We start from the raw sequence: 16225 nt of genomic DNA, 5'->3' as shown, positions 1-16225 counted from the left end.
GGACGAGGGGCGTTCTCCCGGAGCGGACTCAGGCCGTCCACGTGCCCGGCCGGGGCTGCCCGTACCGGCCGCCGTCCCAGCCCGGGTCCCACGGGAAGCACCCGGCGGGCGAGGCCCAGGTGAGGACGTGCGCCGGCACCGAGTACTCGGCCGGCCGCCGGTACCAGCGGTTGGCGCCGAGCAGGACCTCGCCCGGGTTGGGGCACTCCTCCACGACCAGCTCCTCCCGGCCGGCCTCGAGCAGCTCACCGGGCACCAGCGAGCGGCCGGCCACGACCTCGCCGGCCACAGCGTCGAGCAGCGCGTGCGTGGCGGAGGTCCCGCGCCCGACGAGCACCAGCTCGGGGTGCCCGAGGCCGAACAGGCCGATGGTGTAGCCGAACGCCGGCTCGTCGGGACGGTCCCCCGGCCCCACGTACTGCACGGCGAAGCGGGCGCGGCGGATGACGGCGGCGAGGTGGGCGTCCTCCTGGTCGAGCCAGGCGGTGGTCTGCGGGTCGTGCGTCATGCCCGGGAGCGTGCGGGTCGGCACCGACAGGACGCGCCCGCGCACAGCCGGTGGTGGACGCGGGTCCCTCCTGTGGACGACGGCGGCGGGGGTGTCGGTCCCCGGGTCGCCCGCTCAGCCCTCCGCGGACCGCTTGGCCCGCGCCCGCCGCTTGCCCTCGTGCATCGCGGCCACCCGCGCCACCGGGATGGTGTGGCCCTCGGCGACCAGGTCGGCCGGCAGCTCCCGCGGCCCGGGCAGCAGCTCGGCCCACGGGTCGCCGTCCCCCAGCCGGTCCAGGGCGGTCGTCACGGTCACGTCGCCCGGCCGGACCGAGGGCAGGTCCTCCCACGCGACCGGCGCCGACACCGGCAGGCCGGGCCGGATCCGGGGGCTGTAGGCGGCCACGACGGTCGAGGACCCCGACCGGGTGGAGTCGAGGAAGACCCGGCCGTGCCGGTCCTCCTTGATGTAGGCGGTCGTGGCCAGGTCCGGGTGGAGCGCGGCGGCGCGGGCGGCGAGCGCGCGGGTCGCGGCCGCGGCGTCCTCGGGCCCGGCCCCGCGCACCGGGACGACGACGTGCACGCCCTTGGACCCGCTGGTCTTCACCGCCCCGGCCAGCCCGGCGTCGGCGAGCGCCCGCCGCACCAGCTCCGCGGCCTGCACGACCACCGCGAAGTCGGCGCCCTCCGGCGGGTCGAGGTCGAGCACGATGCCGGTCGGCTCGGTCTCCGCGCCCGCGCGGAAGAACGGGACGTGGAACTCCACGGCGCGCTGGTTGGCCAGCCACAGCAGGGTGCGCCGGTCGTCGCAGAGCACCTGGTGCACCTCGCGGTGGGCGCCGAACGACCACACCGGCACGGTGCGCACCCAGTCCGGCGCGCCCTTGGCGACGTTGCGCTGCATGAACGGCTCCTGGCCCGGCCGCACCCGCTTGACCGACAGCGGCCGGCCCGCCAGCTGCGGCACCAGCCGGTCCGCGAACGCGTCGAGGTGGTCGACCAGGTCGCCCTTGGTGACCTCCAGTCCGTCGCCCAGCGGCGCGTCGAGGCTGGTCAGCCGGACGCCGTCCCGTTCGTCGTCGACCACCGGCCCACCGTGCCCGCCCCGCCCGGGGACGGCAAGCGCCTAGACCTCGTGGACGGCTCCCGGGAGGGCCAGCTCCGCGCCGGGGAACGCCGTCCGCGCCGCGGCCAGCTGCGCGGCGGGGTCCACCCACGCCGGCACGTGGGTGACCAGCAGCCGGCGCACCCCGGCCGCGGCCGCGGCCTCCCCCGCCTGCCGGCCGGTGAGGTGCAGGTCCGGCGGCAGCCCGTCCCGCTCGGGGTGGGCGGCCTCGGCCAGCAGGAGGTCGGCGCCGTGCGCCAGGTCGACGACGGCCCGCGACGGCCCTGTGTCGCCGGTGTAGACCAGGGAGCTGCCGTGCGCGGCCAGCCGGACGGCGTGGCACTCGACCGGGTGCGCGGTGCGCGCGGTCTGCACGGTGAACGGGCCCAGGACGGCCGACACCGGGGTGACCGCGAAGTCGAAGACGTCGGTCAGCGGCGCGCCCCCGTCGTCGTAGACCAGGGCCAGCCGCCGCTCGGCGCCCGCGGGGGCGATCAGCGGGATGCGGCGCCCCGAGGAGCGGCCGGAGTAGCGGTGCCACACCACCAGCGGCGCGACGTCGAGGCAGTGGTCGGCGTGCAGGTGGGAGAGGTAGACGGCGTCGATCGAGTCGGGGTCGGCCAGCGCCTGCAGCGCGCCGAACGCGCCGCTGCCGAGGTCGAGCAGCACCCGGAAGCCGTCGTGCTCGACGAGGTAGCAGGAGGCCGCCGACGTCGGGCCGGGTCCGCTGCCCGAGCAGCCCACGACCGTGAGCCTCATGCCGCACTCCCCGGCCGGTCGCACGTCCATCCGCTTCCCATGGCGGGCGCCAGGCTAGCCGCCGGTCGCCAGCAGGGCGGCGGCCGGGACGGACAGGACGCCGCCGGTCCAGGACAGGCCGCGGAGGTCACGGACGACGACGTCGGCCCCGGCGCCGAGGGCCCGCTCCCCCACGCCGACGACCCGCGCGCCGGCCGCCCGGCCGGCGGCGATGCCCGCGGGGCTGTCCTCGACGACCACGGTGTCCTCCGGCGGCACGCCGAGCAGGCGGGCGCCGAGGCGGTAGCCCTCGGGGTCGGGCTTGCCGGTGCGCACGTCCCGGGCGGTGACCAGGGCGCCGGGCAGCGGCAGCCCCGCGGCGGTCAGCCGGGCGGCGGCCAGGTCGGGGGTGCCGGAGGTGACCACCGCCCAGACGCCGGCGGGCAGCCCGGCCAGGAGGTCGGCCGCCCCGGGGACGGCGGCCACGGTGGTGGCGTCCTCGAGCTCGTACCGGTCGATGAGCGCCGTCGCGGCGGCCCGCCCGGGCCCGGGCACCAGGTCGGCGACGGTGTCGGCGGACCGCCGGCCGTGCACGACGGCGAGCACGTCGGCGGGCGCCAGGCCGTGCTCGGCGGCCCAGCGCGACCAGGAGGAGGTGACGGCGGCGTCGGAGTCGACCAGGACGCCGTCGTTGTCGAACAGCAGGCCCCTCGCGACCAACCGTCGGCCACCCTGCAGGGGCCCGCCGCGAGCCTGCGAGCGGTGGGGGGCAGGGTGGCCCTCCATCAGGCCCAGAGCTGGCCCTCGAGGGCCGAGGTGGCCTCCTCGAGGGTGCCCGCGTAGGCGCCGGTGGACAGGTACTTCCAGCCGCCGTCGCAGACGATGAACACGATGTCGGCCCGGCGCCCCGCGGCGACCTCGCGGTCGGCGACGCCGAGCGCGGCGTGCAGGATCGCCCCGGTCGAGATGCCGGCGAAGATGCCCTCGCGCTCGACCAGCTGCCGGGTGCGGTGGACGGCGTCCTCCGGACCCACGGAGAACCGGGAGTCCAGCAGCGAGGAGTCGTAGAGCTCGGGGATGAACCCCTCGTCGATGTTGCGCAGGCCGTAGACCAGCTCGCCGTAGCGCGGCTCGGCGGCGATGACCTGGACGCCGGGCTTGTGCTCGCGGAAGTAGCGCGAGCAGCCCATCAGCGTGCCGGTGGTGCCCAGGCCGGCGACGAAGTGGGTGATCGACGGCAGGTCGGCGAGGATCTCCGGGGCGGTGCCGGTGTAGTGCGCGTCGGCGTTGGCCGGGTTGCCGTACTGGTAGAGCATCACCCAGTCGTCGTGCTCGGCGGCCATCTCCTTGGCCATCGCGACGGCCTGGTTGGAGCCGCCGGCCGCCGGCGAGCTGACGATCTGCGCGCCGTACATCTCCAGCAGCTGGCGCCGCTCGACGGAGGTGTTCTCCGGCATGACGCAGATGAGCTTGTAGCCGCGCTGCCGGGCCACCATCGCCAGCGAGATGCCGGTGTTGCCGCTGGTCGGCTCCAGGATGGTGGCGCCTGGCTGCAGCGTCCCGTCCTTCTCCGCCGCCTCGATCATCGAGATCGCGGCACGGTCCTTGATCGACCCGGTGGGGTTGTGGTCCTCGAGCTTGGCCCACAGCCGAACGTCCGGCGTCGGCGACAGGTTCGGCAGCCCGACCAGCGGGGTGCCGCCGAGGGAGTCGACGAGGGAGTTGAAGCGGGCCATGCGGGAGCTCTTCCGGGTGAGGGGGCGGGACGGCGGGACGGCGGGGCGGTGAGCCTCAGCAGCCGCCGGCGACCGCCGGGAGGATGGTGACCGAGTCGCCGTCCTTGACCGCGGTGTCGAGGGCACCGGTGAAGCGCACGTCCTCGTCGTTGACGTAGACGTTGACGAAGCGGTGCAGCTTGCCCTCCTCGGTCACGAGGCGGCCCTTGAGGCCGGGGTGCTTGGCGTCGAGGTCGTCGACGAGCGCGCCGAGGGTGTCCCCGCTGCCCTCGACGGTCTTGTTGCCGCCGGTGTGGGTGCGCAGGATGGTCGGGATCCGGACCTCGATGGCCATGGCGTGCGGTTCTCCTCGGGAGGGTGGGGGGACGTGCGGGAGCGCTCGGGCGAGCGCGTGTCGGTGCGGGCAACGCCCGCTCGCCGCCGGGGATTCCGCACCCGGCGGCACGGCACCGTTCAGTCGTAGACGACGGTGGTCGGCGAGTGGCCGAACAGGTAGGACTCGACGACCTCGACGTCCTCCTCGCTCACCTCGCCGTCGACGATCCGGAAGCTGCGGAACTCGACGTCGTCCCCGGCCAGGCCGGTCTCGCGGCCGGAGTGGCGGGTGGAGACGAGGACGTAGTGGGCGTTCGGCTCCGAGGCGTAGCTGACGTCGGTGCGCGAGGGGTACGCCTCGGTGGCGGTGTGCGAGTGGTAGATCACCACCGGCTCCTCGTCCCGGTCGTCCATCTCCCGGTACAGGCGCAGCAGGTCGGCCGAGTCGAACTCGTAGAACGTCGGCGACCGGGCGGCGTTGAGCATCGGGATGAACCGCTCGGGGCGGTCGCTGCCCTCGGGTCCGGCGACGACGCCACAGGCCTCGTCCGGGTGGTCCTCCCGGGCGTGGGCCACGATGGCGTCGTAGGTCGCGCGGTCGATGCGCAGCACACCGCCAGTCTAGGCGGCGCGCGGCAGCGGCACCGCGGGCACCGGAGGACGCTCGCCCGACCGGGGCAGGACACCCGGTCGTCACCGACCGGATACGGTGCGGACCCGTGGTGCTCGAGCTGATCATGGCGGCCGGTGTGGTGGTCGTCGCGCTGCCGACGCTGTGGCTCGGTGTCCGGGGGCTGACCCTGCGCAGCGGGCACTACAGCAGCGACGTCGCCGCCGACCGCCTGTCGCTCGCCCTGCTCGTCGCGCTGCGCGTGCTGGTGCTCCTGCTGGTGCTGGTCCTGTCGGCGGTCACGCTCGTCTCCACCGTCGGGGCGGCCGTCCGCGACCTGGAGCTGCCCAGCCTCGTGCTGGTCTTCTTCGTGCTGGACCTGCTGCTGGCGGTGCTGGTGCTGCTCACCTTCGGGCGTCGCGCCCGGCGGCGACCGCGTCGACGAGCGACCCCTGCAGCCCGGTGAGCCAGTAGTAGACGGCCAGCTGCTGGCCCTCCTCGCCGGCCGGGTCCTCGGGCGGCTCGGTCTCCTCGGTGATCCCGATCCGCTCGCCCAGCGCCAGCCGCAGGTCGTTGGTGGTGCGCAGCCACGCGCCGGCCTGGTCCCGGTCCAGCCGCACCTCACCGCCGTCGGCGGGCAGGGTGGCCCGGACGGCGGCCAGGTCGTCGGTCTTGCCCGCGCGCAGCGCCGACTCGGTCAGCTCGCGGTAGTCGGCGGCGAGCTCCGGGTCGGTGCGGTGCCCGGCCGGCAGCAGCCGCGCGACCACCGGGTCGCCCTCGACGTCCTCGGGGTCGGCGCCCAGCAGCTGCTCGAGCTGGTCGAGCAGCAGCCCGAGGACGCCGGCCTCGGCCGGCTCGAGTCGCGCGACGACGTCGGCCCCCTTGCGGCGGAACGGCCTCATGCGTCCTGCTGGTAGGTGGCCCACAGGCCGTAGGCGTGCAGCCGGCTGGTGTCGTGCTCCATCCGCTCGCGCGGCCCGGAGCTGACCACCGCCTTGCCGTCGTTGTGCACCTGCAGCATGAGCGTGGTCGCCGTCGGCTCGTCGTAGCCGAACAGCTCCCGCAGCACGTGGGTCACGTAGGTCATGAGGTTCACCGGGTCGTTCCAGACGATGGTGACCCAGGGCCGGTCGAGGTCGGCGGTCTCCTCGACCGTGGATTCGGGCGTCCGTGTCGGCGCGAGTGGTCCGGCCACCCGACCACTCTAGGACGGTCGCTCCCCCGGTCCCCCGGGTGCGGCCACGGCGGCCGACCTAGGGTCGGGATCATGCCGACGGGTACCGCCCTGCTCACCGACCGGTACGAGCTGACCATGGTCGCCGCCGCCCTGGCCGACGGCACCGCCGACCGGGACTGCGTCTTCGAGGTCTTCGCCCGGCGCCTCCCGCACGGCCGCCGCTACGGCGTCGTCGCCGGCACCGGCCGGCTCCTGGAGCTGCTGCCCTCCTTCCGGTTCGGCGACGACGAGCTGGCCACCCTCCGCGAGCAGGGCCTGACCGACGCGCGGCTGCTGGACTGGCTGGCCGACTTCCGCTTCTCCGGCGACGTCGCCGGCTACGCCGAGGGCGAGCTGTTCTTCCCCGGCTCCCCGGTGCTCACCGTGCGCGCGCCGTTCGCCGAGGGCGTGCTGCTGGAGACCCTGGTCCTCTCGGTGCTCAACCACGACAGCGCGATCGCCTCGGCCGCGGCCCGCATGGTCGGGGCCGCCTGCGAGCGGCCGGTCATCGAGATGGGTTCGCGGCGCACCCACGAGCAGGCCGCCGTCGCCGCGGCGCGGGCGGCGTACCTGGTCGGCTTCACCGCCAGCTCCAACCTGGAGGCCGGCCGCCGGTACGGGGTGCCGACGACGGGCACCAGCGCGCACGCGTTCACCCTCCTGCACGACGACGAGGCCGCCGCCTTCCGCGCGCAGGTCGACACCCTCGGCGTCGGCACCACGCTGCTGGTGGACACCTACGACGTCGTCCAGGGCATCCGGACGGCGGTCGAGGTGGCCGGGCCGGACCTCGGCGCCATCCGGCTGGACTCCGGCGACCTGCCGACGCTGGCCACCGCCGCCCGCCGCCAGCTCGACGAGCTGGGCGCCACGAAGACGCGGATCATCGTCACGAGCGACCTCGACGAGTACGCGATCGCCGGGCTCATGGCCGCGCCGGTCGACGGCTACGGCGTCGGCACCTCGCTGGTGACCGGGTCGGGCGCGCCGACGGCCGGGATGGTCTACAAGCTGGTCCAGCGCGACGGCGTGCCGGTGGCCAAGCGCTCGGAGGGCAAGAACTCCACCGGCGGCCGCAAGACCGCCGTCCGCCGGCACGACCCCGACGGGACGGCGACCGCCGAGGTGGTCAGCAGCGGGCGGGTCGAGGCGCGTGACGGCGACCGGCAGCTGGTGGTGGAGCTGGTCCGCGGCGGCGAGGTCGTGACGCCGTCGTCGCCGGCCGACGCGCTCGAGGCGGCGGCCGCGCACCACCGCCGGGCGCGCGAGGCGCTGCCGCAGGAGGCATGGGCGCTCTCCCGCGGGGAACCCGCACTGGAGACGGTGACGGCGTGAACGGAGGTCCCGCGGTGACGCGCGCACTGCTGGTGGTGGACGTGCAGAACGACTTCTGCGAGGGGGGCAGCCTGGCGGTGGCCGGGGGTGCGGCGGTGGCGGCGGCGATCACCGAGCACGTGAGGTCCGCCGACTACGCGTACGTCGTCGCCACGCGCGACCACCACGTCGACCCGGGCGACCACTTCCACGAACAACCCGACTACCTGGAGACCTGGCCGGCGCACTGCGTCGCCGGCACCAGCGGGCTCGAGCTGCACCCGTCGCTGGACCGCGGGCCCCTCGACGCCGTCTTCGACAAGGGCCACTACGCGGCGGCCTACTCCGGCTTCGAGGGACGGTCCGACGGCGTGCCGCTGGCGGACTGGCTGCGCGAGCGGGGCGTGGACGCCGTCGACGTGGTCGGGATCGCGACCGACCACTGCGTGCGGGCCACCGCGCTCGACGCCGTCGCGGCGGGCTTCGCGACCCGCGTGCTGCTCGACCTCACTGCAGGGGTGTCCGAGGCCTCGACCGAGGCGGCGCTGGACCAGCTGCGCACCGCCGGCGTCGAGCTCGAGGGCGCGGTCACCCGCGGCTGACCCCAGCCGCCGACGAGGTGAGCCGCCCTGCGGGGCGGGCCGAGGAGTGGGGGCCGGAGGCCTCCGCGACGAGGACCGGGTGGGGCTCAGCGCAGCAGGGGGACGGCACGTGGCCGCGGTGCCGTCCGGTGGGACGGCAGATCACACCGTGTCACAGCGCGTCCATCACCTCGTCCCTCGTGAAGCCGAGGACCTGCAGGACGGCGTCCAGGTAGGGCTGGTTGAGCGCGGTGTGCGCCTGCTCGCGCACCACGGGCTTGGCGTTGAACGCGATGCCGAGCCCGGCGGCGTTGAGCATGTCGAGGTCGTTGGCGCCGTCGCCGACCGCGACCGTCTGCTCCAGCGGGATGCCGTGCTCGGCGGCGAAGCGGGCCAGCGCGCGGGCCTTGCCCGCCCGGTCGACGATCTCGCCGACCAGGCCGCCGGTCAGCTTCCCGTCGGCGACCTCGAGGGTGTTGGCCGCGGCGAAGTCGAGGCCGAGCGCGGCGGCCAGCGGGTCGGTGATCTGGCTGAAGCCGCCGCTGACGATGCCGCAGCGGAACCCGAGCCGCTGCAGCGTGCGGATGAGCGTGCGGGCACCAGGGGTGAGCTCCAGGTGCTCGCGCACCTCGTCGAGCACCTCGACCGGCAGGCCCGCCAGCGTGGCGACCCGCGCCCGCAGCGACTCGGCGAAGTCGAGCTCCCCGTTCATCGCCGCCGCGGTGATCCGGGCGACCTCGGCCGCGCGGCCGGCGCGGGCGGCCAGCTCGTCGATGACCTCGCCGCGCACGAGCGTGGAGTCGACGTCGAGGACGATCAGCCGCTTGCTGCGCCGGGCCAGCCCGACCCGCTCGACGGCGATGTCGGCGCCGGTGGCGGCGGCGACGGCGGCCAGCGCGGTGCGCAGCTCGGTGGCCCCGGCCCCGGAGACGGTGAGCTCGAGGGACGTGACCGGGTGGTCCGACAGCCGCCGGATGGCGTCGATGTTGCCGCCGACGCCGGCGATGGCGGTGGCCGCGCCGGCGACCGCGGAGGGCGGCACCGGCCGGCCGAGCAGGATCACGTGGTGCGGCCGGCCGGTGGGCGTCCTGCCGGCACCGCGGCCGGACGCGGTCTCGACGTCGACCCGGACCCCGGTGGCCCGGGCGACCTCGGTGGCCAGCCGGCCCAGGCAGGCGAGGAAGCCGGCCTCGTCCGCCTCGTCGTCGGCCGGCCGGGCGCCGATGACGACCCCGAGGACGAGCTGGCCGTGCACGACGACCTGCTCGACGTCGACGACCTCGACCGGCGGGAGCCCGTGGTCGCCGGAGGCGAGGGCCCCGAACAGCCGGGCGGTCACGCCGGGCCGGTCGGCGCCGGTGACCGTGAGGACCGCGCGCGGCCCGACGGGGGCGGCCTGCGGACGCGTGCGGGGTGCGGGGTCGAGCGGCACGGCGGCCATGGTGCCGCACTCCCCCGGGGGCTCCGGGCGGTGGTCCCGGAGACGCGGCGACGCCCCGCCGGCCGGGGCCGACGGGGCGTCGCTGGTGACGTGCGCTCGCGCGGGAGGGGGCAGTGCCCCCGGGGGATCAGAAGGGGTCGGGGTCGTTGGGACCCTGCCGCGGGCCGGTGCCCTCGGCCAGCTCGCTGACACCCGCGTAGGGCTGGTGCCGCTTGCCGACGTGCGCCTCGGCGTGCAGCCGTTCGACCAGGTGCGGGTAGTGCGCCTCGAACGCCGGGCGCTCCGACCGGATCCGCGGGATCTCGGTGAAGTTGTGCCGCGGCGGCGGCGAGGAGGTGGCCCACTCCAGCGAGTTGCCGTGGCCCCACGGGTCGTCCCGCAGCGCGAGCCGGCCGTACTTCCACGACTTCACCACGTTGTACAGCCACGGGATGGTCGAGGCGCCCAGGACGAACGACCCGATGGTGGAGATCACGTGCAGGGTCGTGAACCCGTCGGTGGGCAGGTAGTCGACGTACCGGCGCGGCATGCCCTCGGTGCCCAGCCAGTGCTGGACCAGGAACGTCGCGTGGAAGCCGATGAACACCAGCCAGAAGTGCAGCTTGCCCAGCCGCTCGTCCATCATCCGGCCCGACATCTTCGGGAACCAGAAGTAGATGCCGGCGTAGGCGGCGAACACCACGGTGCCGAACACGACGTAGTGGAAGTGCGCGACGACGAAGTAGCTGTCGTTGACGTGCCAGTCCAGCGGCGGGCTGGCCAGCAGCACACCGGTGAGCCCGCCCAGGAGGAAGGTCACCAGGAAGCCGATGGAGAACAGCATCGGCGTCTCGAACGTCAGCTGGCCGCGCCACATGGTGCCGATCCAGTTGAAGAACTTGATCCCGGTCGGCACCGCGATCAGGTAGGTGAGGAACGCGAAGAACGGCAGCAGCACCGCGCCGGTGGCGTACATGTGGTGCGCCCACACCGTGAGCGAGAGGCCGCCGATGAGCAGCGTCGCGCCGACCATGCCCTTGTAGCCGAACAGCGGCTTGCGGGCGAAGACCGGGATGATCTCGGTGATGATGCCGAAGAACGGCAGCGCGATGATGTAGACCTCGGGGTGGCCGAAGAACCAGAACAGGTGCTGCCACAGCATCGGGCCGCCGTTCTCGTCCGAGTAGACGAGGGCGCCGAGGTTGCGGTCGGCCAGCATGCCGAAGATCGCGGCGGTGAGGATCGGGAAGGCCAGGAGCACCAGCAGGCTGGTGACCAGCGTGTTCCAGGTGAAGATCGGCATCCGGAACATGGTCATGCCCGGCGCCCGCAGGCAGGCGATCGTGGCCGTGAAGTTGACCGCGCCGAGGATGGTGCCCAGACCGGAGACCGCCAGGCCCGCGAACCACAGGTTCGCGCCCACCCCCGGGGAGTGGACGGCGTCGGACAGCGGGGCGTAGGCGTACCAGCCGAAGTCGGCCGCGCCACCGGGCGTGAAGAAGCCCGAGACCGCGATGATGCTGCCGAAGAAGAACAGCCAGAACGAGAAGGCGTTCAGCCGGGGGAACGCCACGTCCGGGGAACCGATCTGCAGCGGCATGATCAGGTTCGAGAACGCGAAGAACAGCGGCGTCGCGAACATCAGCAGCATGATCGTGCCGTGCATCGTGACGAGCTGGTTGTACTGCTCGGGCGAGAGGAACTGCAGCCCGGGCTGGCCCAGCTCACCGCGGATCAGCATGGCCATGAAGCCACCCACGATGAACCAGGCGAACGAGGCGGCCATGTACATCAGGCCGATGGTCTTGTGGTCCGTGGTCCGCAGCAGGTTCGAGAGCCGCGCACCCCGCTGGACCTCGCGAGCCGGGCTGGGCCGGCTCACGATCGGTGCAGGCGCGATCGTCACGAGCGCAGCTTAGACCGAGGGCCACGGGGCCGTCGGGCCCGACCGGGGAGGCGCGCCGGTGCCGGCGGCCCCGGTGCGGGCGGCGCTCAGGTCACATCATGATCAAGACGCGTTTCCGCGCTGCTCACCAGGGGAACAGGACCGTCCGAGCCTGGAGATCCCAGCGCCTCGGCCACCCGGCCATCCCCTCAGGAGGTCTCCACCGTGGAGCTTCTCTGGAACATCATCGTGCTCATCGTCGTCGGCGCCATCGCCGGCTTCGTCGCGCGGGCCGTCGTCCCGGGCAAGCAGTCCATGAGCGTCGGGATGACGATCGTCCTGGGCATCATCGGGTCCTTCGTGGGCAACCTGCTCGGGAGCCTGATCAGCGGCAACGGCTTCGAGCTCGGCGCCGCCGGCATCATCGGCTCGATCATCGGCGCGATCATCGTGCTGCTGGTCTACGTCTTCGCCACCCGCGGACGCACCCGCACCCGGATCTGACCGGCGCAGGGCTCCCGGCACCTCGGGGGACGACGAGAGCCCTGCGGTCCCGTCACCCAGGAGGGGCCCGGCCGTCACGGCCGGGCCCCTCCTGCGTCCGCGGGCAGCGCCCAGGTGGTGACGTCGACGGCGAGGGTGACCCGCACCCGCGGCGGCAGCGCGGCGACCGCGGCGGCCAGCCGCTCCGGCGTCAGGTGCCGGGCGTGCGGCCCCATCCCCACGACCGTGGTGACGGTGCGGGGGTCGAGCTCCAGCTCCTCCCGGTGCCGCACGCGCCCGGCCGGCACCAGGTGCGGCTCCAGGGCCGCGGACAGCCGGGCCTCCTTCTCCGGGTCCACCCGGAGCAGCCCCAGCGGACCGACCAGCTCGGCGAGGTGCTCGGGCGCCGGGGTGGCGACCACCAGCCGGCCGCCGGGGCGCAGCACCCGCGCGGTCTCCGGGCCGTTGCGCGGGGCGAACACCACCATCACCCGGTCGACGGCGGCGTCGCGGACCGGCAGCCGGGCCCAGGTGTCGGCGACGACGGCGAGCGCCCGCGGCGAGGCGCCGGCCGCGCGGCGGGCCGCGTACCGCGACGAGTCGAGCACCACGCCGACGGCGCCGGGCAGCGCGTCCAGCACGCCCGCCAGGTGGTGCCCGGTGCCCCCGCCGAGGTCGAGGACGGCGTCCACCGGGCCCTCCCCCGCGGCGACCGCGCCGGCCAGGACCCGGGTGAGCCCGGCGTAGGCGCCGGCGGACAGCACCTCGGCGCGGTCGGCCACCATCGCCGCGGTGTCCCCGGTCGGCGGCGTGTGGCCCGGCGGCAGCAGCGTCACGTGCCCCTGCCGGGCGCGGTCGAAGGCGTGGCCGGCCGGGCAGCGCAGGCCCGCGTCGCCGGGGAGCGCGGCCAGCCCCGCGCCGCACACGGGACAGGCCAGCACGGCCACCGCCCCCGGCGGCCAGGGGCGCCACCGGCTCACGACGCACCCGCCGGGACCGGCGGCGCCGGCTCGGCCGCCCGGGCGGGCACGACGGCGAGGTGGCGCCGGCGGGCGGCGGGAGGGGACACCGGGGCGAGGGCCGTCACCGGGCGACCGGGTGGAAGACCACCTCGGTGAGCACCCCGCCGCCGGCGACCGCGGTGACGAAGGTGCCGTGCGGCTGCCGGCGCCGGTCGGTGGGCGAGCCGGGGTTGACCAGCCGCAGCCCGGTGTCCGCGGTGGTGTCCCACGGGATGTGGCTGTGGCCGAAGAACAGGACGTCGGTGTCGGGGAAGCGCGCGGCGCAGCGCCGCTCGCGGCCCCGGGCGTCGCCGGTCTCGTGGACGACGGCGACCCGCAGCCCGCCCACCTCGGCGCGCGCCACCTCCGGCAGCCGCTCGCGCAGGGGCCCGTGGTCGTTGTTGCCGTACACCGCGAGCAGGGCCCGGGCGCGGGACTCCAGGACGTCGAGCAGGGTGACGTCGACCCAGTCGCCGGCGTGCACGACGAGGTCCGCGGCGTCGATCGCGGCCCAGAGGGATCGGGGCAGGTCACGGGCGCGCTTCGGCAGGTGTGTGTCGGCGGTCACCACCAGCGAGACGGGCACGAGCCCATGGTCGCAGGGGGCTAGGTTGCTCCCTCGGCCGACGACCTCGGCCTCGCGTCACGACCCTGAGGACCCCATGACCCACCCGTCGTCCACCCCTGCCGCCGGGCCGGACACCCCGGCCGCGGAGCCCTACGAGAAGCGCTGGCTCGCCCTCGGCGTCATCGCGATGACCGTCCTGCTGGTCATCCTCGACGCCACGATCGTCAACATCGCGCTGCCGGCGGTGTCCGCCGACCTCGGCATCTCGGCCGCGACCCAGCAGTGGATCGTCACCGCCTACACCCTCACCTTCGGCGGCTTCCTGCTGCTCGGCGGGCGCATCGCCGACTTCTGGGGCCGCAAGCGCACCTACCTGGTCGGCGCGGCCGGCTTCGCCGTCGCCTCCGCGCTCGGCGGCATCGCGCAGAACGAGGCGATGCTCTTCGGCGCCCGCGCGCTGCAGGGGGTCTTCGGCGCGCTGCTGGCGCCGGCGTCGCTCGCGCTGCTGACCGTGCTGTTCACCGACCCGAAGGAGCGGGCCAAGGCGTTCGGCGTCTACGGCGCGATCGCCGGCGGCGGGTCGGCGGTCGGCCTGCTGCTCGGCGGCGTGCTCACCGAGTACGCCGACTGGCGCTGGTGCTTCTGGGTGAACCTGCCCGTCGCGCTGCTCGCCGTCGTGCTGGCCGTCCCGATCGTCCCGGAGAGCCGGGCGCCCGGGGACACCAAGTACGACATCCCGGGCGCCGTGCTGGTCACCCTCGGCCTGGCCTCGATCGTCTACGGCTTCACGCGGGTCGCCGAGGCCGCGCAGACCAACGCCGCCGAGGCCGCGGCCGCCAACGCCCGGGCCGCCGCGCAGGGCAGCACCACCCTGGTGTCGCCCGAGAGCGGGTGGGCCGACGGCCCGGCGTGGCTGTTCATCGTCGCGGGCCTGGTCCTGGTGGCGCTGTTCGTGCTGCTGGAGCTGCGTACCCGCAACCCGCTGCTGCCCATGCGGATCGTGCTCGACCGCAACCGCGGCGGCGCCTACCTCACCTCGACGCTGGTCGGCGCCGGGCTCATCGGGGCGTTCTTCTTCCTGAGCCTGTACTTCCAGCAGGTGCTCGGCTACGAGCCGGTGGTCGCGGGCGTCGCCTCGCTGCCGACGACGCTGGGCGTGTTCCTCTCGGCCGGCGCGGCCAGCGCGCTGGTGCCGCGGGTCGGCCCGAAGCCGCTCATGGTGCTCGGCGGCCTGCTCGCCGCGGGCGGGCTGTTCACGCTGTCGTTCGTCGGGCTGGACACGGGCTTCTGGGCGCTGCCCTTCCCCGGCCAGCTGCTGCTCGGCCTGGGCCTGGGCTTCACCTTCGTGCCGCTGTCCAACCTGGCGCTGGTCGGCGCCGGCGAGCACGACGCGGGCGCCGCGAGCGCGATGCTCAACGCCACCCAGCAGGTCGGCGCCTCGATCGGCACCGCCGTCCTGGCGTCGCTGTCGGTGGGTGCGATCAGCGCCTACACCGCGGACGCGCTGACCGCGGGGGCGGACCCGCGGGACCCGGCGGTCGGCCTCCAGGGCCAGGTCGAGGGCTACACCACCGCCTTCACCTGGGCGGCCGCGCTGCTCGTCGTCGGCGCGCTGGTGGCCGCGGTGCTCATCAGGGCCACCCGGGAGGACCTGCCGGCCGGCGACGTCGCCGTCCACGTCGGCTGACCGCTCCTGCGCAGCGCACCGCCCGCGTCCCCGCCCGGGGACGCGGGCGGTGCCGCGTTCAGGAGCCGGAGCGGGTGGCGAGCTGCTTCAGGCGCGCGTTGTACGCCTCGAGCTCGGCGTCGTCGGTGCGCCGGGCGACGCGGTCCATCCGGCGCCCGCGGCGCTCCTCGGAGCCCATCCAGCTGAACAGGACGACGACGAGGACGAGCACCGTCGGCAGCTCGCCGAAGGACCACGCGATGCTGCCCGCGGCGTTCTGGTCGGCGAGCGGGTCGACGCCCCAGCCGGCGGGCGGGTCGGCGAAGGTCCGCACCACCAGCGACGTCGACATCATGATGGCGACGCCGAAGAACGCGTGCAGCGGCATGGGGATCAGCAGCTCGAGCATCCGGCCGGCGTGACCCACCTGCCGGGGCCACGGGTCCTGGGCGAGGATCGGCCCGAAGAACAGCAGCCCGGTGACGGTGAAGTGGGCGAGCATGAACTGGTGCCCGACCGGGTCGCCCATCAGCGCGTCGAAGACGGGCGTGAAGTAGACGCCGTAGAGGCTGACCAGGAACAGCGGCAGCGTGAACAGCGGGTGTGACAGGAAGCGCGCGACCCGGCTGTGCAGGGCGTCGAGCAGCAGCGCCCGCGGGACGCCGGCCACTCCCCTCCCCCGCGGCAGCGAGCGCAGCGCCAGCGTCACCGGCCGGCCGAGCAGCAGGAGCAGGGGCGCGACCATCGACAGCACCATGTGCTGGGCCATGTGCACGCTGAACAGCACCATGCTGTAGCCGTTCAGCCAGGTCCCGGTGACGGCGAACAGCGACAGGCAGCCGGCGACCCAGGACGCCGCGCGCCACCACGGCCAGGCCACGCCCGAGCGGCGCAGCCGGACCAGGCCGACCAGGTAGGCCAGCACGCCGAGCAGGGCGAGGACGGGCAGCACCGACCACGCGTCCAGGTGGGGCAGGAAGACCCGCCCCCACGTGGGTGGCTCGCCGGGCACCCACATGCCCGAGTGGTGCCCGTGCTCCACCTGTACCTCCGGTCCGTCGGTCGCGCGCTCCCCACTGTCCCACCGGCGGCCGCGCC

The 16225-nt window shown here is 74.9% G+C and carries 19 protein-coding genes; 5 read left to right on the top strand and 14 right to left on the bottom strand.

The annotated features are described in order from the left end of the window. Nucleotides 1-28 precede the first annotated feature (28 nt). The 7 genes from ACI796_RS16485 to ACI796_RS16455 all read right to left on the bottom strand — a co-directional run bounded on the left by ACI796_RS16485 (nt 29) and on the right by ACI796_RS16455 (nt 4995). The gene (locus tag ACI796_RS16485; protein WP_456942307.1) at nt 29-508 is read right to left on the bottom strand and encodes a DUF4262 domain-containing protein; all 480 of its coding nucleotides are present in this window, start codon (nt 506-508) and stop codon (nt 29-31) included. A gap of 114 nt (nt 509-622) precedes the next feature. Beyond that, entirely contained in the window at nt 623-1576 is a 954-nt protein-coding gene (locus tag ACI796_RS16480) for a DNA polymerase domain-containing protein (protein WP_456942306.1), read from the bottom strand. 39 nt (nt 1577-1615) lie between these two features. Continuing rightward, complete coding sequence (locus ACI796_RS16475) at nt 1616-2353, bottom strand: MBL fold metallo-hydrolase (protein ID WP_456942305.1); 738 nt, start codon at nt 2351-2353, stop codon at nt 1616-1618. Between the two features lie 54 nt (nt 2354-2407). After that, nucleotides 2408-3052 (bottom strand): HAD-IA family hydrolase, encoded by a 645-nt coding sequence (locus ACI796_RS16470; RefSeq protein ID WP_456942304.1) that lies wholly within the window; start codon nt 3050-3052, stop codon nt 2408-2410. Between the two features lie 65 nt (nt 3053-3117). After that, nucleotides 3118-4068, bottom strand: a complete 951-nt coding sequence (locus ACI796_RS16465) for a PLP-dependent cysteine synthase family protein (RefSeq protein WP_456942303.1) — start codon at nt 4066-4068, stop codon at nt 3118-3120. A gap of 55 nt (nt 4069-4123) precedes the next feature. Next, complete coding sequence (locus tag ACI796_RS16460) at nt 4124-4402, bottom strand: ubiquitin-like small modifier protein 1 (protein WP_387985774.1); 279 nt, start codon at nt 4400-4402, stop codon at nt 4124-4126. Between the two features lie 119 nt (nt 4403-4521). Further along, entirely contained in the window at nt 4522-4995 is a 474-nt protein-coding gene (locus tag ACI796_RS16455) for a Mov34/MPN/PAD-1 family protein (protein WP_456942302.1), read from the bottom strand. A 107-nt stretch (nt 4996-5102) separates the two neighbouring features. On the opposite strand from ACI796_RS16455, the gene ACI796_RS16450 reads away from it, so the two are divergent. Then, nucleotides 5103-5459 carry a hypothetical protein gene (locus ACI796_RS16450; RefSeq protein WP_456942301.1) on the top strand — a complete coding sequence of 119 codons (357 nt, stop codon included), beginning with the start codon at nt 5103-5105 and terminating at the stop codon, nt 5457-5459. On the opposite strand, the gene ACI796_RS16445 is transcribed toward ACI796_RS16450, so the two are convergent. Together ACI796_RS16445 and clpS are read right to left on the bottom strand one after the other, a co-directional pair. Continuing rightward, nucleotides 5398-5895, bottom strand: coding sequence for a DUF2017 family protein (locus ACI796_RS16445; RefSeq protein WP_456942300.1), 498 nt, complete (start codon nt 5893-5895; stop codon nt 5398-5400). The two genes, ACI796_RS16450 and ACI796_RS16445, sit on opposite strands and share 62 nt — an antisense overlap. Continuing rightward, a complete protein-coding gene (gene clpS, locus ACI796_RS16440; protein WP_456926023.1) occupies nt 5892-6188 on the bottom strand; it encodes an ATP-dependent Clp protease adapter ClpS in 297 nt (98 codons plus the stop codon). Before clpS ends, ACI796_RS16445 begins: the two co-directional genes overlap by 4 nt. A 72-nt stretch (nt 6189-6260) precedes the next feature. On the opposite strand from clpS, the gene ACI796_RS16435 reads away from it, so the two are divergent. Together ACI796_RS16435 and ACI796_RS16430 are read left to right on the top strand one after the other, a co-directional pair. After that, nucleotides 6261-7544 carry a nicotinate phosphoribosyltransferase gene (locus ACI796_RS16435; protein WP_456942299.1) on the top strand — a complete coding sequence of 428 codons (1284 nt, stop codon included), beginning with the start codon at nt 6261-6263 and terminating at the stop codon, nt 7542-7544. 14 nt (nt 7545-7558) lie between these two features. Next, on the top strand, nt 7559-8125 hold the full coding sequence (locus tag ACI796_RS16430) for an isochorismatase family protein (RefSeq protein WP_456942298.1): 567 nt from the start codon (nt 7559-7561) through the stop codon (nt 8123-8125). A gap of 151 nt (nt 8126-8276) precedes the next feature. On the opposite strand, the gene serB is transcribed toward ACI796_RS16430, so the two are convergent. Both serB and ctaD read right to left on the bottom strand, forming a co-directional pair. Beyond that, on the bottom strand, nt 8277-9545 hold the full coding sequence (serB, locus tag ACI796_RS16425; RefSeq protein ID WP_456942297.1) for a phosphoserine phosphatase SerB: 1269 nt from the start codon (nt 9543-9545) through the stop codon (nt 8277-8279). 127 nt (nt 9546-9672) lie between these two features. After that, nucleotides 9673-11430: an aa3-type cytochrome oxidase subunit I gene (ctaD, locus tag ACI796_RS16420; protein ID WP_456942296.1), complete on the bottom strand. Its 1758-nt coding sequence runs from the start codon at nt 11428-11430 to the stop codon at nt 9673-9675. A gap of 204 nt (nt 11431-11634) precedes the next feature. On the opposite strand from ctaD, the gene ACI796_RS16415 reads away from it, so the two are divergent. Beyond that, entirely contained in the window at nt 11635-11913 is a 279-nt protein-coding gene (locus tag ACI796_RS16415; RefSeq protein WP_456942295.1) for a GlsB/YeaQ/YmgE family stress response membrane protein, read from the top strand. A 74-nt stretch (nt 11914-11987) separates the two neighbouring features. Here ACI796_RS16415 and ACI796_RS16410 read toward each other — a convergent pair whose 3' ends face one another. Then, nucleotides 11988-12839, bottom strand: coding sequence for a putative RNA methyltransferase (locus ACI796_RS16410; protein ID WP_456942325.1), 852 nt, complete (start codon nt 12837-12839; stop codon nt 11988-11990). Between the two features lie 136 nt (nt 12840-12975). Next, nucleotides 12976-13479, bottom strand: coding sequence for a metallophosphoesterase family protein (locus ACI796_RS16405; protein ID WP_456942294.1), 504 nt, complete (start codon nt 13477-13479; stop codon nt 12976-12978). A gap of 76 nt (nt 13480-13555) precedes the next feature. On the opposite strand from ACI796_RS16405, the gene ACI796_RS16400 reads away from it, so the two are divergent. After that, on the top strand, nt 13556-15148 hold the full coding sequence (locus tag ACI796_RS16400; RefSeq protein WP_456942293.1) for an MFS transporter: 1593 nt from the start codon (nt 13556-13558) through the stop codon (nt 15146-15148). Nucleotides 15149-15206: 58 nt separating this feature from the next. On the opposite strand, the gene ACI796_RS16395 is transcribed toward ACI796_RS16400, so the two are convergent. Beyond that, on the bottom strand, nt 15207-16169 hold the full coding sequence (locus ACI796_RS16395) for a cytochrome c oxidase assembly protein (RefSeq protein ID WP_456942292.1): 963 nt from the start codon (nt 16167-16169) through the stop codon (nt 15207-15209). Between the last annotated feature and the right edge of the window lie 56 nt (nt 16170-16225).

It is taken from the genome of Geodermatophilus sp. SYSU D00525 (genome assembly GCF_054050475.1).
Note: the sequence above shows the minus strand (reverse complement) of the source record. Positions and strands in the feature narration are given on the sequence as shown.

Excerpts from the sequence above, each read along its gene's own strand:
- ACI796_RS16485 (WP_456942307.1), bottom strand. The coding sequence starts at position 508 with ATGACGCACGACCCGCAGACCACCGCCTGGCTCGACCAGGAGGACGCC.
- ACI796_RS16475 (WP_456942305.1), bottom strand. The coding sequence starts at position 2,353 with ATGAGGCTCACGGTCGTGGGCTGCTCGGGCAGCGGACCCGGCCCGACG.
- ACI796_RS16465 (WP_456942303.1), bottom strand. The coding sequence starts at position 4,068 with ATGGCCCGCTTCAACTCCCTCGTCGACTCCCTCGGCGGCACCCCGCTG.
- ACI796_RS16460 (WP_387985774.1), bottom strand. The coding sequence starts at position 4,402 with ATGGCCATCGAGGTCCGGATCCCGACCATCCTGCGCACCCACACCGGC.
- ACI796_RS16445 (WP_456942300.1), bottom strand. The coding sequence starts at position 5,895 with ATGAGGCCGTTCCGCCGCAAGGGGGCCGACGTCGTCGCGCGACTCGAG.
- ACI796_RS16435 (WP_456942299.1), top strand. The coding sequence starts at position 6,261 with ATGCCGACGGGTACCGCCCTGCTCACCGACCGGTACGAGCTGACCATG.
- serB (WP_456942297.1), bottom strand. The coding sequence starts at position 9,545 with ATGGCCGCCGTGCCGCTCGACCCCGCACCCCGCACGCGTCCGCAGGCC.
- ACI796_RS16400 (WP_456942293.1), top strand. The coding sequence starts at position 13,556 with ATGACCCACCCGTCGTCCACCCCTGCCGCCGGGCCGGACACCCCGGCC.